At 34.2% G+C, this 14,334-nt stretch carries 14 protein-coding genes; 3 read left to right on the forward strand and 11 right to left on the reverse strand.

What is annotated here, in order from left to right; all coding sequences use genetic code 11:
• The 9 genes from V7Z48_RS03640 to V7Z48_RS03680 all read right to left on the reverse strand — a co-directional run bounded on the left by V7Z48_RS03640 (position 1) and on the right by V7Z48_RS03680 (position 8,022).
• A complete protein-coding gene (locus V7Z48_RS03640; RefSeq protein ID WP_334112034.1) occupies positions 1–579 on the reverse strand; it encodes a DUF3332 domain-containing protein in 579 nt (192 codons plus the stop codon).
• A gap of 312 nt (positions 580–891) precedes the next feature.
• Positions 892–1,731, reverse strand: a complete 840-nt coding sequence (locus V7Z48_RS03645) for a hypothetical protein (RefSeq protein ID WP_334112035.1) — start codon at positions 1,729–1,731, stop codon at positions 892–894.
• Between the two features lie 70 nt (positions 1,732–1,801).
• A complete protein-coding gene (locus V7Z48_RS03650; protein ID WP_334112036.1) occupies positions 1,802–4,303 on the reverse strand; it encodes a TonB-dependent receptor plug domain-containing protein in 2,502 nt (833 codons plus the stop codon).
• Positions 4,300–5,220: a FecR family protein gene (locus tag V7Z48_RS03655; RefSeq protein WP_334112037.1), complete on the reverse strand. Its 921-nt coding sequence runs from the start codon at positions 5,218–5,220 to the stop codon at positions 4,300–4,302. Before V7Z48_RS03655 ends, V7Z48_RS03650 begins: the two co-directional genes overlap by 4 nt.
• 32 nt (positions 5,221–5,252) lie before the next feature.
• Positions 5,253–5,813 (reverse strand): RNA polymerase sigma factor, encoded by a 561-nt coding sequence (locus tag V7Z48_RS03660; protein ID WP_334112038.1) that lies wholly within the window; start codon positions 5,811–5,813, stop codon positions 5,253–5,255.
• 59 nt (positions 5,814–5,872) lie between these two features.
• Complete coding sequence (locus V7Z48_RS03665; RefSeq protein WP_334112039.1) at positions 5,873–6,355, reverse strand: hypothetical protein; 483 nt, start codon at positions 6,353–6,355, stop codon at positions 5,873–5,875.
• 151 nt (positions 6,356–6,506) lie between these two features.
• Complete coding sequence (gene rpmA / locus V7Z48_RS03670) at positions 6,507–6,767, reverse strand: 50S ribosomal protein L27 (protein WP_334112040.1); 261 nt, start codon at positions 6,765–6,767, stop codon at positions 6,507–6,509.
• Positions 6,768–6,802: 35 nt separating this feature from the next.
• Positions 6,803–7,474 carry a 50S ribosomal protein L21 gene (rplU, locus tag V7Z48_RS03675; protein ID WP_334112041.1) on the reverse strand — a complete coding sequence of 224 codons (672 nt, stop codon included), beginning with the start codon at positions 7,472–7,474 and terminating at the stop codon, positions 6,803–6,805.
• 92 nt (positions 7,475–7,566) lie between these two features.
• On the reverse strand, positions 7,567–8,022 hold the full coding sequence (locus V7Z48_RS03680; protein ID WP_334112042.1) for a DUF4199 domain-containing protein: 456 nt from the start codon (positions 8,020–8,022) through the stop codon (positions 7,567–7,569).
• 228 nt (positions 8,023–8,250) lie between these two features.
• Between V7Z48_RS03680 and V7Z48_RS03685 the strand changes: the two genes are divergently transcribed.
• From V7Z48_RS03685 to V7Z48_RS03695, 3 genes are all read left to right on the forward strand, one after another.
• Positions 8,251–9,570: a M16 family metallopeptidase gene (locus tag V7Z48_RS03685; RefSeq protein ID WP_334112043.1), complete on the forward strand. Its 1,320-nt coding sequence runs from the start codon at positions 8,251–8,253 to the stop codon at positions 9,568–9,570.
• Between the two features lie 26 nt (positions 9,571–9,596).
• On the forward strand, positions 9,597–11,663 hold the full coding sequence (locus tag V7Z48_RS03690) for a M16 family metallopeptidase (protein ID WP_334112044.1): 2,067 nt from the start codon (positions 9,597–9,599) through the stop codon (positions 11,661–11,663).
• Positions 11,664–11,899: 236 nt separating this feature from the next.
• Positions 11,900–12,391, forward strand: coding sequence for a heavy metal-associated domain-containing protein (locus V7Z48_RS03695; RefSeq protein ID WP_334112045.1), 492 nt, complete (start codon positions 11,900–11,902; stop codon positions 12,389–12,391).
• Positions 12,392–12,445: 54 nt separating this feature from the next.
• On the opposite strand, the gene V7Z48_RS03700 is transcribed toward V7Z48_RS03695, so the two are convergent.
• On the reverse strand, positions 12,446–12,814 hold the full coding sequence (locus tag V7Z48_RS03700; protein ID WP_334112046.1) for a hypothetical protein: 369 nt from the start codon (positions 12,812–12,814) through the stop codon (positions 12,446–12,448).
• A 71-nt stretch (positions 12,815–12,885) separates the two neighbouring features.
• On the reverse strand, positions 12,886–14,316 hold the full coding sequence (locus V7Z48_RS03705) for a DUF5689 domain-containing protein (protein WP_334112047.1): 1,431 nt from the start codon (positions 14,314–14,316) through the stop codon (positions 12,886–12,888).
• Positions 14,317–14,334 lie beyond the last annotated feature (18 nt).

Here is a 14,334-nt window from a genome sequence, read left to right on the forward strand (position 1 = left end):
TTAAGGAATGGCAACAATGCAATCTTGATAAGTTTTTACATTGCTATTTAAAATAGCTAAACCTTGCTCTCTAGTTGTGTATGGGTCCATTTTTACTTGGTCTCCATTGGGCATATGCATCACGTACAATCCGTCTTCCATAGAAGCTAACTTGATAATTTCACCATTTTGTTTTACTGCATTCCATGATTTTTCATGCGGCTTGTAGATAAGGTCTATTTTTTGACCTTTGTCTTTTCCGTCAATTACGGTAACCTGTATACGGTTTTTAGTAGCAATCATTTCAAAGATATTACCATCTTTTTCAAGGATTTGTTTTTCCATCTCGCCTTCTTGCATCGCTATTGGATTAGAACCCGACCAGAATTCGATGACATTAAAAATGATAACATCGCCAACAAAAAACAATCCGTAAACCGGAATAATATTAAATACCCAGAATACTAGGTTGTCCAAAAATTTACTATCTGTTAATCCATCGTTCCAATCTCTTAAATTGTTAAACGCACTAAACGAGCCTAAACAGCTGTTAAACATAATTGTGCCTGATAGGCATACGCACATGATAAGTTTTTTCATAATGTTAGATTTTAAGTTATGTATCTAATGTACAAAAAATAATCATAAAAAAAAGTCCTCTGTCAAATTTGAAAAAGGACTTTTAAAAACTTAAATAAAATTGTGACTATGACGTAAACGGCTTAATAGAAACGTATGATTTGTTGTCTTTCTTTTTCATAAATTTTACAATGCCAACTACCTAATTTTTCTTTTAATTCTTTTAATTCATCCCTTTATAATCAATCGGTAAATAAGGCAGCTAGTGTTGGCTAGGTGTCCGAAATAATGGGGGTCAATTTTGATGTACATTAGTAAAATAGTTTTTATTTCCTAATCAGTACAGTTCTCATCAAAAGCAATTTCTAGTTCCTCTTCATTATTTGCAAATAATTGAGTGCCATCGTTAGTCATTAAGCTCACGGGATAAACAAAGTTTATAAATACAGTATTTAAAATATCGCCTTGTAAATAAGCTAAAAATTCATCTTCGTTTACAGAGATTTCAAATGTTTGAGAAATATCATTTGCATCAGCGACAACAATAGATAATGGGAAATCTAAAGACACACACGGAACAGAAACATCAGGAAATTCAACAGAATCACCTTCTGGTACAATGAAATCAAAATCAGAACCTTCTATGACTTCAAAAGTAACATCTGGACTTTGGCAGTCATCAAAGAAATCAGCAAACGTGGCATAATTTGTAATTTCTGCAACTTCAAAAGAAGCGTCATCAATAGGTTTAATTAGAAGGGATGCGACAAAGATGATTTGAACGCCTTCGCCAAATTCAGCTATAGCCATCTGCTCTATCTCGTTGGCTACATCATCTATGGTGAGACCAGACTCTATTGCCCACACCGCTATATCAATAATATTTAATGAATTATTGTTGGCATCAAATAGTTCGTAGGCGAGTAATGCAGCTTCAACACCGCAATAAGAGCTAGATTGGTCTAAATTACGATACCAATTAACTTGATTATTAAACATGTCATGGTCTTCTCTATTATTTGAATTAGAGACGATTTTTTGCTTTAAGGCATCTGAAATTTGAGACTGTGGATTTTGTTGCTCTAAGACTTCATTGTCATTTGAACAACTAGTTGTAAATGCAACTAGTACAACTAAAATAATAAGCGATGTAATTTTTCTTGATAAATACATAATTAAGGATTTTTAAGATTAATATTCACCCTTTAAACGTAAAAGGAAGAAAAAACCCTACCAAAAGATTTTACAAACTCCAAAATACACCAAAATTAAGTGTAAATCCAAGTCCTAGATTTTCAATTTTTAAAATGTCGGCCTCATTCACTCTATTTAATCTAAAGTTTCTGCGTAATACATTGTGGTAGTTGGTTAAATTTTTAACACCTAAATTAAATTTGAAATTCCCTATATCACTAGTTTTAAGTGTGTATTGTAAAGAGGTATCAATTCTAAAATAGTCGGGCAGTTTATGAGCATTGAGGGTTAAAAAATTAATGCGATTTTGGCGTTCTGGTGAACTAATCACGGGATTGTTATTGTCTACGGCAGTAAAAGGTAATCCACTGTGGTATAATACAGCGAAAGACACATTCCAATTGTTATAACGGATATTATTACCCCAGGTTATCTCGTGATTAAGTTGGTTGCTTCCGTTAAACTGAAGCTCATTAAATCTCAAGGTTTCGTTTAAATGGGCATAACTTAACCAAGAGTTAAGCCAATCGTTTTTATAATACAGATGTAATGATGCACCGAATATTTCAGATCGAACTTCTTCAATATCTTGAATTTGATTTTCATTTTGAAAGCGTTGATTATTTCCTGAAATCCCTGTTAGATTTCTTGCATAAATACTGGCATAACCACCTATATTTCTAGCTTTCCATTTTAAAAGAGCTTCTATTTGTTGCGATTTTTGCAAAGATGGAGAAATGCTGTCGCCGCTAACAACCCAACGACGCTTTTCAATACCCAAGAAATTTTGATCTAAATCTATAATTTGTTTAAAGTTTTGCGATTTCATTTCGCCTCTAACTGCTAGGCTAAAAGTTTTGTTCATCTCATAGTTTACATCCAATCGAGGCTCTATATTAAATTTTTCATCTCGCTGATAGTAAACGGCTTTTAAGCCTGTGTATATTCTCCATTTCCTTTTGAGGAAGGTATTTGAGAAAAATCCTGAGTAAACGTTACTTATTTGAACCTGGTTTAAAAAGGCCTCTGTAGTAAAATTATTAAAGTTGTTACTAACAAGACTGCCTTGAAAATCGAATCCAGCCAATAAGCGGTTATAATTATTTATTTGCGACGCCCAAATGAATTGAACGGTATAATTCTCAACGGTATTAGATTGAATGGTATTGAGATTGCCCGTAAAAGTATTGTTATTGCCGCTAGATGAATGTTGACTATAGTTTGCCTTTAATTCTAAATATTGATTAGTAGATAGGTCGTAATATGCATCTATACCTATAGCGCGGTTATCAGTGTTGTAATTACTGGTTTTTTGATCTGAATTATTACTAACTTCAGTATAAACGAGTTCATTCTCGAACAAAATCCCGTTAAGGTTGATACTTAGAGCCTTACTAAATTGTTTTTTTAGTTGAAATTGGGCATCGGTGAAATAAAAATGATTTGTTCTATTGATGTTCTGCTCATCAATCTCTGAATTTTCAAAGAGTTGCAAGTCAGTATCTCTAAAAGCTTTTTCCGTGTAGGACTGAAACGTTGTGGAGTTGAAAAAATCTGTAAACGATCGTTGTAAAGCAAAAGAAAATTCTGTTGTATTATTTAAGGCTATTTTGCTAAATGCTTGTCCGCTTAAGGCGTTAATACCAATACCATATGTGTTTTTATCTACCAAAGTTTCATCAAAATCCAATTGAATGGTACCAGTAACGGCATTGCCGTATTCTACAGGTGTGGCATTATCAATAACAGTTATTTGTTGGATTAAATCTTCATTAAAAGCTGAAAGTAAGCCGAAGAAATGACTGTTTTGAAACATTCTAATGCCATTCCAAAGAACTAAATTTTGATCGTTGATGCCACCTTTTATGTTCAGTTCTGCAATGGACTCTACAGCAGACGTAATCTGAGGCAGATTCAATAAACTTATCAGAGCATCTTGTTGCGTTTGCCCAGCTACTAAGGGCAGTTGCTTCAATTTTACCTTTATATGGTTATCAGAACTTAAAGTAATACCCTTAACGTATAAATCTAGCAGGTTTACAGTTTCTAAAAGAATTGGTTTTAGTTGAAGTTGCACTGTAATTATCTCAGGAGTATTTGGGGAAATGTTTAAGATGAGGTCCTTATACCTCGGGTGAGAAATTATATAAGACCCTGCAACTGAATCGGCTTCTAAAAATAGTTTTCCATAAAAATTACTTTTTAAGCCCGTGCCTTTAAGTTCGGCATTTTCAATAGGTTCAGCACTCTCATTGAGCAGCTGAATTTGATAGTGCTTATTTTTTCTTACCACCCAAAATTGCTTAGAAAATTGTTGAAAATGAAGACCAGTGAAGGCCTTTACAATAGCCCTAAAATCTTTAAATGTTGCGGGTAGTGTATCTATGCATTTTAACCGATTTAGGTCTAGTGAGGCATAATTGAAAACCACCTCGTATTTGGTTTGCGCAATATTGAGTAGGTCCTCACAATATACTAAGGGCTTTGTGTTTTGAGCACATAGCAATTGATTGGAAAAGAAAAATAGTACTAATATGCGGTAAATTTTCATTTACCTTCAGTTAAATATATTTCAAAGTTAGTGTCATTTATTGTTTTCAACGATAGATTGAGCGAATTACAAATTAAACGCATGATCTCTTCCGATGGCATGTCGTGCGTATAAGCGCCAGTAAAAAAATATGGTTCTGATAATTTATTTGTTATGGTAATCCCTTTAATTTTTCGGATGTCTTCCAGCACTTCTATCAAAGGAGCTTTTGTAAAGGTTGAAGATTTTTTCAGCCAAACTGGTTGTGTATGTTCTATTTGTTCTACCCCTGAATTTAAACTCGAAAAAGCTTCGCCTGGATTAAGTATATGGCTATTCTTGTGAAAGCGAACTTCTACTTTACCTGTAAAACACGTCACTATAAATGTATCGGTATTGGAAATTACATTAAATGTAGTCCCCAAAACAGAGACCTTACCGTTAGGGGTTTCAACCGTAAATATGCTTCCTTTCGCAACATCAAAATAGGCTTCACCATTGAGATTTAAAATCCGTTTATCATTCCATTGCTCTGGGTCATAACTTAAAGTTGAATTGCTATTCAGCCAAACTTTACTTTGATCTGGTAACTCAATTGAATTGATGCCGGTAGCTTTAGACGCAATGGTGGTAAGATTATTATTCGCAATAAAAACTTGGCGGATTAAAAGAGTTGAAGAAATTAATAGTATGATACCAGCCGCATATTTTAAAAGTCTCGTGAAATTAAATTTATGCTTTGAAGATTTATTTAATTTCTTGAGCAGTAAATCATATTCCTGCGAAGTATCAAAACTAGAAGGCGTGATGAAATCGAGTCCTTCAATTGTATCTGCCCAATAGGCTTTACCTTCATCAGATAACCTATCTTTTAAAGCACTTTGATCTATCTCATTATTGAGATATTGATGGATGATATGTAAATCTTTGTCGTTCATTCAACTCTTAAACGTTTAATGGATTAAAAACCCTACTTTAAATTCTGTAATTCTTCTCTAATTATACTCAGAGCTATAGTCATGCGCTTTTCAACAGCTTTAACCGAAATATTAAGTTCTCTTGCAATTTCTGCATATTTAAGACCTTGCAATCTGTTCATTAAAAAGGCTTCTTGGCTTGCTTTTGGTAACTGAGACAAAATATATTCCATTTGTTTATTTCTGTTGGAGGTGTCAAGTCCTTCCTCAGTCTGGTCGTCAGCTATATTAATTTCATTTGTTAAGCTTAAATGTTTGTTTTTTTGTCTTATAATATCTATTACTTTATTTTTTCCTACGGTAAAAATATAATTTTTAGACTTAGAATAACTTACCTTCTTGCAATTGCGCCACAGTGCAATGAAGGCTTCTTGCATGCCTTCCTGGGCAAACTCTTTGCTGCGAAACTTAAGGTAAAGAAATTGAAATAGTTTTTCGCTATGTTCTTGAAATAGCTGTTTAAAAACAATGTCTTCACAAATGCTTTGTTCTTTTTTATGCGTGCTCAATGGTGGTTGGTTACTTGCAATATTAAAATCGTGGTTCAACGGCATCTAAAAATAGTTAGTTTTAGATTATAATTTTTGTGAATGGTTCAAATTTTTTGTTGAGGTTACTGGCTAATGGTAGTTTCAGATAGTGTAATGATTTCAAAATTCCAGTTTCTATCTCTTATATAATTTTTACTAATATTAGGGGATTGTATTCCTGCATAAATCATTGCAGAAGCTGGAATGATTAGTAAAAAAGTAGTCGGATCGACAAGTGCACCGATGAGAACGCTAAATCCTGTAGTAATTATACTTCCATAGTTAAGGACTTTACTACTATAAATTGAAATTAATAGAGGGTTGCGTTCTAGGGTTTGAATATCTTCTAGATAAACCTTTTCACTACCTATTAAGAATGACTTATTTTCTAACTTAAATGGTCCAGAAATTTTATTTCCGTCAACCGATTGATTTTTTATTCTTTTGTTTTCTTTAATAATGACTTCTTTTTGAGAAGTTAAATTCGTGGTTTTAATAGATTTTTCTTGAGACCATGAGATATTGGCAAATAAAAGCACAAATGATAAAATAATTAAAGTTTCCATATTTGTTTTTTGTTTATGAATTAAAGTACATGGTCATGGATAGGATCCAGAGGCTTCATTTTCATTATAACGCAAAACTTTAAAAAAACCCTACCATAAAAAAAACCCTTCTAAAAATAGAAAGGGTTTTTTATGTAATAAGAAATTATCTTTAAGCCTGAAACGGCTCAATAGAAACATATGATTTGTTGTCTTTCTTTTTTGCAAATTTTACAATACCGTCTACTTTAGCGTGTAAAGTATGGTCTTTGCCTTGGTAAACATTTTCACCTGGATGGTGTGTGTTACCTCTTTGTCTTATGATAATGTTCCCAGCTACAGCAGCTTGACCACCAAAAATCTTCACACCTAAGCGCTTCGATTCTGATTCTCTACCGTTTTTAGAACTACCAACTCCTTTTTTATGAGCCATTGTCTTAAGGTTTTATAAGTTATACTTTGGAGGTATTATTTTTCGATACCACCGTCTAATTTGTCTTGTAATTCTTTTAATTCATCCCACTTGCCATCGGCAGCTAAGGCTGCTTGTGTTGGCCAGGTATCCGTAACAATGTGCGACAATCTTGAACTGGCATCAGTTAAAATAGTGCTTAATTGTTCTGGAGTTGCTTTTGCTACTTTGGCAAAAGTGTCAAGTCCAGCATTTACTAAAGCTTCTGCTGCTTTTGGTCCAGCACCTTCAATTTTCTTTAAATCATCGGCCTTCGCAATTGATTTTTTTGAAGTCGCTTTTGGTGCTTCAGTTTTTTCAGCCTTTGGAGCTTCTTTTTTTGGTGCTGCTTTTTCAGTTTTAGCTTTGGTAGCTCCACTGGCAACAATACTTTCAATTACAATCTCAGTTAAGGCTTGTCTGTGACCGTTTTTAACACGGTAACCTTTACGTCTTTTCTTTTTGAAAACAATCACCTTATCTCCTTTAAGGTGTTTTAAGACTTTAGCTCCTACTTGAGCGCCGTCTATAGCTGGGGCGCCAACAGTTATGTCACTACCGTTGCCAATTAAAAGTACATTATCAAATGATACTGATTTACCTTCTTCTGTGGCCAAACGATGAACAAAAACTTTTTGGTCTTTTGCAACTTTAAATTGCTGCCCTGCTATCTCTACAATTGCGTACATAGCGTAACGTTTTTATTAATGGTTATTTGTTTTGAGCTTTGTTTATTCCAAAGCGGGTGCAAATATACTCCTAATTCGTTAATTTACAAATCTTATTTTTTGTTTTCCGGTAAGTTCCAGCTAGTTTTAAAATATTGCATACAAGTTAAGGTAATTACCAAGGTGGTTGCAAAACCCATAATTGCAACAACTACAGCTATTAAGCCGGGATGAACGTTTTTATTGCCGCTAAAAAAGTCTAATAACTGACCGTTGAAATCTGGATTGATTTCTGTGGAATAAAGCAAGAAAAAAATCGTAAAAATTATAGTGCTTACAACACCTGTAATAACGCCAGTTGTAAACCCTTTGCTGTAAGTGAAGTTTTCACCGAGTTCATATTTATAAAACCGAATAGCTTCGAATATTCCAAAGCCAACAATAACGCTGTTAAATACACTAAATAAGGGTTTTGTATGAAGATTAAAAAGGCTTAACAATAAAAAATAGCCAATTAATGAACCACTTATCGCGATTCCAAATCTAAAAGGAAGAATAATTTTTTTCATAAGTTTTTGGTTGTTCTAACTAAATTAATGCTTAGTGTTTTAAAGATTCATTTTAAGAATCGTCAAAAGATACTAAAAATGAAATAATTATTGAATTTTTTAATACCATTTTCACACTTTATATGCTGTAATTCGCAATTCAATTTATTATCTTTGAAATTGTTGTAACATTTTTTCAATATGTTACACTAATCCAATGTTAACCAAAAAACTTTAAACAAACTCACTATGAGAAAATATGTTATTGCACTTAGCTTTTTGGCGCTTGTAAGCACTTTAAGCTTCGCCCAAAAAGTAGATTTTGAATTGTACACTCTAGGCAATGGGATGGATGTTATTTTACATCAAGACAACACGGCACCTGTAGTAATTACTGCTGTTATGTACCATGTTGGTGCTAAAGATGAACAGCCTGACCGCACTGGGATGGCACACTTTTTTGAACATTTATTATTTGAAGGAACCCAAAATATTGAACGTGGTGAATGGTTTAAAATCGTTTCGTCAAACGGTGGTTCTAACAATGCCAACACTACCGACGACAGAACCTATTACTACGAAATATTTCCTTCCAATAACGTTGAACTAGGTTTATGGATGGAATCGGAAAGACTTTTACATCCAATTATTAACCAAATTGGTGTAGATACTCAAAATGAAGTAGTAAAAGAAGAAAAAAGATTACGTGTTGATAACCAACCTTACGGCAATATTTTAGTTGAAATTAAAAAACTCATTTTTGATAAGCATCCGTATAAAGGCACCACAATAGGTGAAATGGAACATTTAGACGCTGCTACTCTTGACGAATTTAAAGCCTTCAACAAAAAGTTCTATTCACCAAACAACGCTGCTTTAGTGGTTGCAGGTGATATCGATATTGTTGAGGTAAAGAAAATGATTGACAAATATTTTGGCTCAATTCCTAGAGGAGAAGAATTGGTGAGAACCAAAATTGAAGAAGACCCAATTACCGAAACTATTAAAGGAACAGCGTACGATCCTAATATTCAAATTCCCGCAATGATTGCTGCTTACAGAACGCCTGGCCAAAAAGAAAGAGATTCTTATGTTTTAAATATGATATCTTCTTATTTAAGCGGTGGAAAAAGTTCAGTACTTTACAAAAAACTAGTTGACGAGCAAAAGCAGGCTTTGGCTGTTCAGGCAGTTAATATTAGTCAAGAACATTATGGGACTTATGCTTTGTTTGCAATACCTTTAGGGGACGTCGAATTATCTACTTTGTTAGCTGAAATAGACGAAGAAGTTGAAAAATTAAAAACAGATTTAATTTCTGAGCGCGACTTTCAAAAAATCCAAAATCAGTTCGAAAACAACTTTGTGAGTTCAAATTCAAGTATTGCAGGTATCGCTGGTTCACTAGCAACGTATCATATGTTATACGGCGATATTAATTTAATTAATAACGAACTGGATATCTACACTTCTATCACTCGTGAAGAAATGAGAGAAGTAGCAAGAAAATATCTCAACAAAAATCAAAGAGCTGAGCTACAATATTTACCTAAGAAAGACGAGCAATAAAATTGAAAATTATAAAAATGAATAAAATGAAAACTAAAATATTTAGCCTAATTGTACTGTTTTTAATGTCGGTTGGTGTGAACGCACAAGTTGACCGATCAAAACAACCAAAACCAGGTCCAGCTCCAAAAATTTCTATTGATAAACCGGCAGAGTTCAAACTCAATAATGGCCTCACTGTGATGGTGGTTGAAAACACAAAATTACCACGTGTATCGTATTCATTAACCTTAGATAACGGTCCTATAAAAGAAGGCGATAAAGCCGGACTAACCAGCCTGTTAGGTTCAATGTTAGGAAACGGTACTACAACAATACCTAAAGATGAGTTTAACGAAGAAATTGATTTCCTTGGAGCCACCTTGTTTTACGGATCTTCAAGTGCTTTTGCAAGTTCACTATCTAAATATGCCGATAGAATAGTTGAGTTAATGGCAGATGCTGCCATCAACCCACTTTTAACAGAGGAAGAATTTGAAAAGGAAAAAGAAAAACTTATCGAGAATTTAAAATCTGAAGCCAAGAGTGTAGATGCTATTGCAGGAAGAGTCGGTAGCGCATTAGCTTACGGAAAAGACCATCCTTATGGCGAATTTATCACCGAAGAAACCATTAATAATGTAACTTTTCAAGATGTAGTAAACTTTCACAAAACTTACTATGTGCCTAATAAAGCTTATATGGTAGTGGTTGGAGATATAACTGTTGACCAGGTTAAAGAACAAATGAACAATCATTTTAACGCTTGGCCAAGATCTTTAGAGTTTGAAAGTTTTGTAAGTACGCCAGCAGGCAATGTACAGTTTACACAAATTAACTTCGTAGATATGCCCAATGCGGTTCAATCTAATATTACTTTAACGAGTAATGTAGATTTAGAAATGGGCGATAAAGATTACCACGCTGTGTTAATTGCAAATAAAATTTTAGGTGGCGGTTTTGAAAGTTATTTAAATATGAATTTACGCGAAGAGCACGGTTATACCTACGGAGCCCGTTCAAATGTTAGCGCATCTAGATTTGGTGCTGCTAGATTTACGGCGAGTACAGCCGTAAGAAACGCGGTAACCGATAGTGCAGTAGTTGAAACTTTGAAGGAAATTAAACGCATCAAAAACGAACCTGTAGACCCCGAAGCAATTACAAACGCCAAAGCAAAATATGTTGGTGACTTTGTATTGGCTTTAGAAAGACCACAAACAATTGCGAGTTATGCCTTAAACATCAAACTGAACAATTTACCAGACGATTTCTACGAAACCTATCTTGCAAAAATTAATGCAGTTACTTCTGATGATGTAACAAGAGTGGCTAATAAATATTTTACTGAAGACAAAGCCCGTGTGGTGGTAGTTGGTAAAGGAAGTGATGTATTAGAAAATTTGGAAAAAACAGGTATCCCAGTTAGATATTTTGATACCTATGCCAACCCAACTGAAAAGCCTAAACAAGCTGAAATTGCAGAAGGTGTAACTGCAGAATCAGTTTTAAACAAATACTTAGAAGCCATAGGAGGCAAAGAAAAACTTAACGGTGTTACCTCACTAATTTTAAAATACGAAGCGAGCGCTATGGGTGCAACCATCGTTAATGAAGAGAAAAAAGTAGATGGTAAACTAGCTCAAAATGTATATATGAATGGGTCTCCCATGATGGCCGTAGTAGTGACACAAGAAGAAGGTTTTATGCGGCAAGGTGGCGGAAAAAGTCCACTACCTGAAGACATGGTAAACGACATGAAAACAGCAGCCGGATTGTTTGTAGAACAAACCATTTTAAAAGCTGGCACTGCAAAACTTGCAGGTACTGAGCAAATAGATGGTAAAGATGCCTACGTAATTGAAGTGGCTGGAGATATTGTTGCATATAAACTGTACTACGATGTAGAAACAGGATTAAAGGTAAAAGAATCACAAATCATTACCATGCAAGGTCAATCTCAAGTTCAAGAAGCCATTCTTAAAGATTACCAAGAATATGAAGGAATTAAATTCCCTAGTATTAAAGAAGCTGATCAAATGGGACAAAAAATTATTTCAAAATTAATTGAAGTAATCATTAACAAAGATGTTACATCTGCAGATTTCGATTAATTAAAATAGTCTATATTTTATTTAAAAACCGAAGCTTAGTCTTCGGTTTTTTTTTGAAATAATATAAGCCTTGGCTAGGTATTTTAAAAAGGGTGATTTAAAGGAAGGTTTATGCCATGGAAATTGTAGAACAACAAATGTGCAATATGTTCGTTTAACTTCAATAGTTACAAAGAGATATTTCTTATTTTTGCATCATAACTTAAATCAAATTTAAGACTCAAATATTTATACCGATGAAAAGAATTCAGTTATTATGTTCCGTGATAGTTGTAGCAGCAATTTTTATGGCTTGCAAGAACGAAAAAACACCAGAAATCAAAACAGTCCAAACTGTAGCCGAAACTGCAAATGTTGATGCCACAGCCAAATACGCCAAAGTAGAATTTGGAATTGACGGTATGACCTGCGCCATGGGATGCGCCAAAACCATTGAAAAGCAAATGGCTAAAATGGACGGTGTTAAATCGGCCGTGGTAGATTTTGAAAAAGAATTGGCTATGGTAGAGTATGACGAAAACAAACTTACACCACAATCTTTAGAAGAAGCTGTTGCAAAAGTGAGCGACACTTACAAGGTAAAAGATGTAAAAATGATCAACGACGATAATGCCAAAACGCCTTGTAAAGAAGATTGTAACAAAGCATGTTGCAAAGATATGACCAAGGAAGAAAAAAAGGCTTGTGCTGAAGCTTGCAACAAACCGTGTTGCGCCAGCAAAGCTTAATTATTTAAGTGTTTTTAAATAAAATGCGTTGTTGCTTAGGTAATAACGCATTTTTTATACCAACTTATTCCAAAATAGTACTGACAAGAAAATAAGCACTACTGGAATTAGCCATAGCACATAAATATTATGATCGGATGATTTTTTACTTTTAGCATTTAGTGTATTTCGTTTGCGACCGCTGTAATGCATCCAGTTTCTAAAGTATATAATCACGGCGCCAAATATCAAAACAAATACTATTTTATCAGTTGATAGTACCGACAAGGACATCTGTTTTCCAAAAGCGATAAAAAATATAGCCAATAAAACCAACAGAAAAAATTGTAGCACAGAAACGTAAACTACGGCAACCGTATTAGCTTTTTGCTTTAATTTTGGTTTGTAAAAATTAAAAATATTGAAATATAAATTATCAAACATTGACTGCAAATAAAGTTGAATTAAACAAAAAAACCGACTGCAAAGTCGGTTTTTTTTATGGAATTTATTAATTAATTACCTGTCATTCTAACATTGGTAATATGATATCTAGTAGTTGCAGATGGATCAGATCCTTCATAGAAGAAACCAACATGAGCCGTGCCATCAACACAAGAAACATTTATCGGCCCAACAGTTGTAAAAGATGATGCAAATCCACCGGAAGGTCCAGATGGAATAACGGCATCTAACAATTGCCAAGTAGCAGTTTCAGGATCGCCTGTAAAATCTGTTGAAATATAAACCGTTAAAATGGTACCATTATCAAAATTGGCTTGAATGTCAAAGCTTAATTCTTCACCTGTGGTACTATCCATATTAATTCCTGGAGACACTAGCCAAACATTTATGGAGCTGGCACCAGCATTAAATCCGGAAACTTGAGCGTATTTGGTTCCTGAAAAACTTCCAATCGTAAACCGGGTCGAACCGCCACTAACATTCACATTAGTCCAACCACCAAATGCTGTAGCGTTATTGGGATAAGCTTGAAAATCTTCCTGATAAAAAACAGAACCACCACCAGAAGATGTTGTACATTCAAAGAAATCTGGGTCGCAACGTTCGTCACTGTCAAGATTAATGGTTTCAGGCGTACTAACGGTTACATTAAAGTCGTCCCCAAAAAAGTCTTTTGTAAGGATTGCATCTATATTCCCTCTTCCCGTGGGAAGTCTCAAACTTTTAAAATCAGCAAATGTACTGGTCTTTAATAAAACAGAACCGCTTGTAGCACAGCTTTCTATCGGACGGTTGCCATCGAACTGATCACCACTCTCTGACGCAAAAGTTTTAGGCGGTGAACTTAAGGCGTCTACACGGTTGAATTGCACATCTTGTAGTCTGATCAAAAGATTTGTTTTATCATCAGTAAAATCACTAATGTCCATTACTAAAGGCACTATAGTTTGTACTTCGGCAGAACGTAAAATAACTTTTTCTTCGTCAGACTGTGCAATACGGCCTACACGGTTACCATCTAGTTTTCCTAAAGCTAAAACACCATTTCTAATACCAACAGTTAAGTCGTTCAGTTTCACATAAATTTTGCGACCAACTTCATATCTTATATATAAGGGATTGACATCTATTGAAATTTTCAATCCGATGGTTGGATTTTCAAAATTATCTTGAACCACTAGTTCTTTAAAGAAGTTTCCGCCTTCATCCGAAGATACAATATAAGCTTCCATATATTGATCTACGCCTTCAACATCATAAGTGAATACTGTACTTTCGTCATTATAATTTAACGTATTACCATCTTGGGCCTGTGCCAATTCTCCAGCAACTGAAGATAACGGAACTATTTGAGAACCTTCTAAATTTGGTTCTTGAATACTCAGGTTAGGCGTATTGAAATCATCGTCTTCAACGCAACTTGTTAAAACTACCAGTCCGAAAACTAAAAGCAGAATATTTTTTAATTTAATTGTTTTCATGAGTTTGTATTTAATTTT

The organism is Paucihalobacter sp., assembly GCF_036825875.1.
GTDB lineage: Bacteria > Bacteroidota > Bacteroidia > Flavobacteriales > Flavobacteriaceae > Paucihalobacter.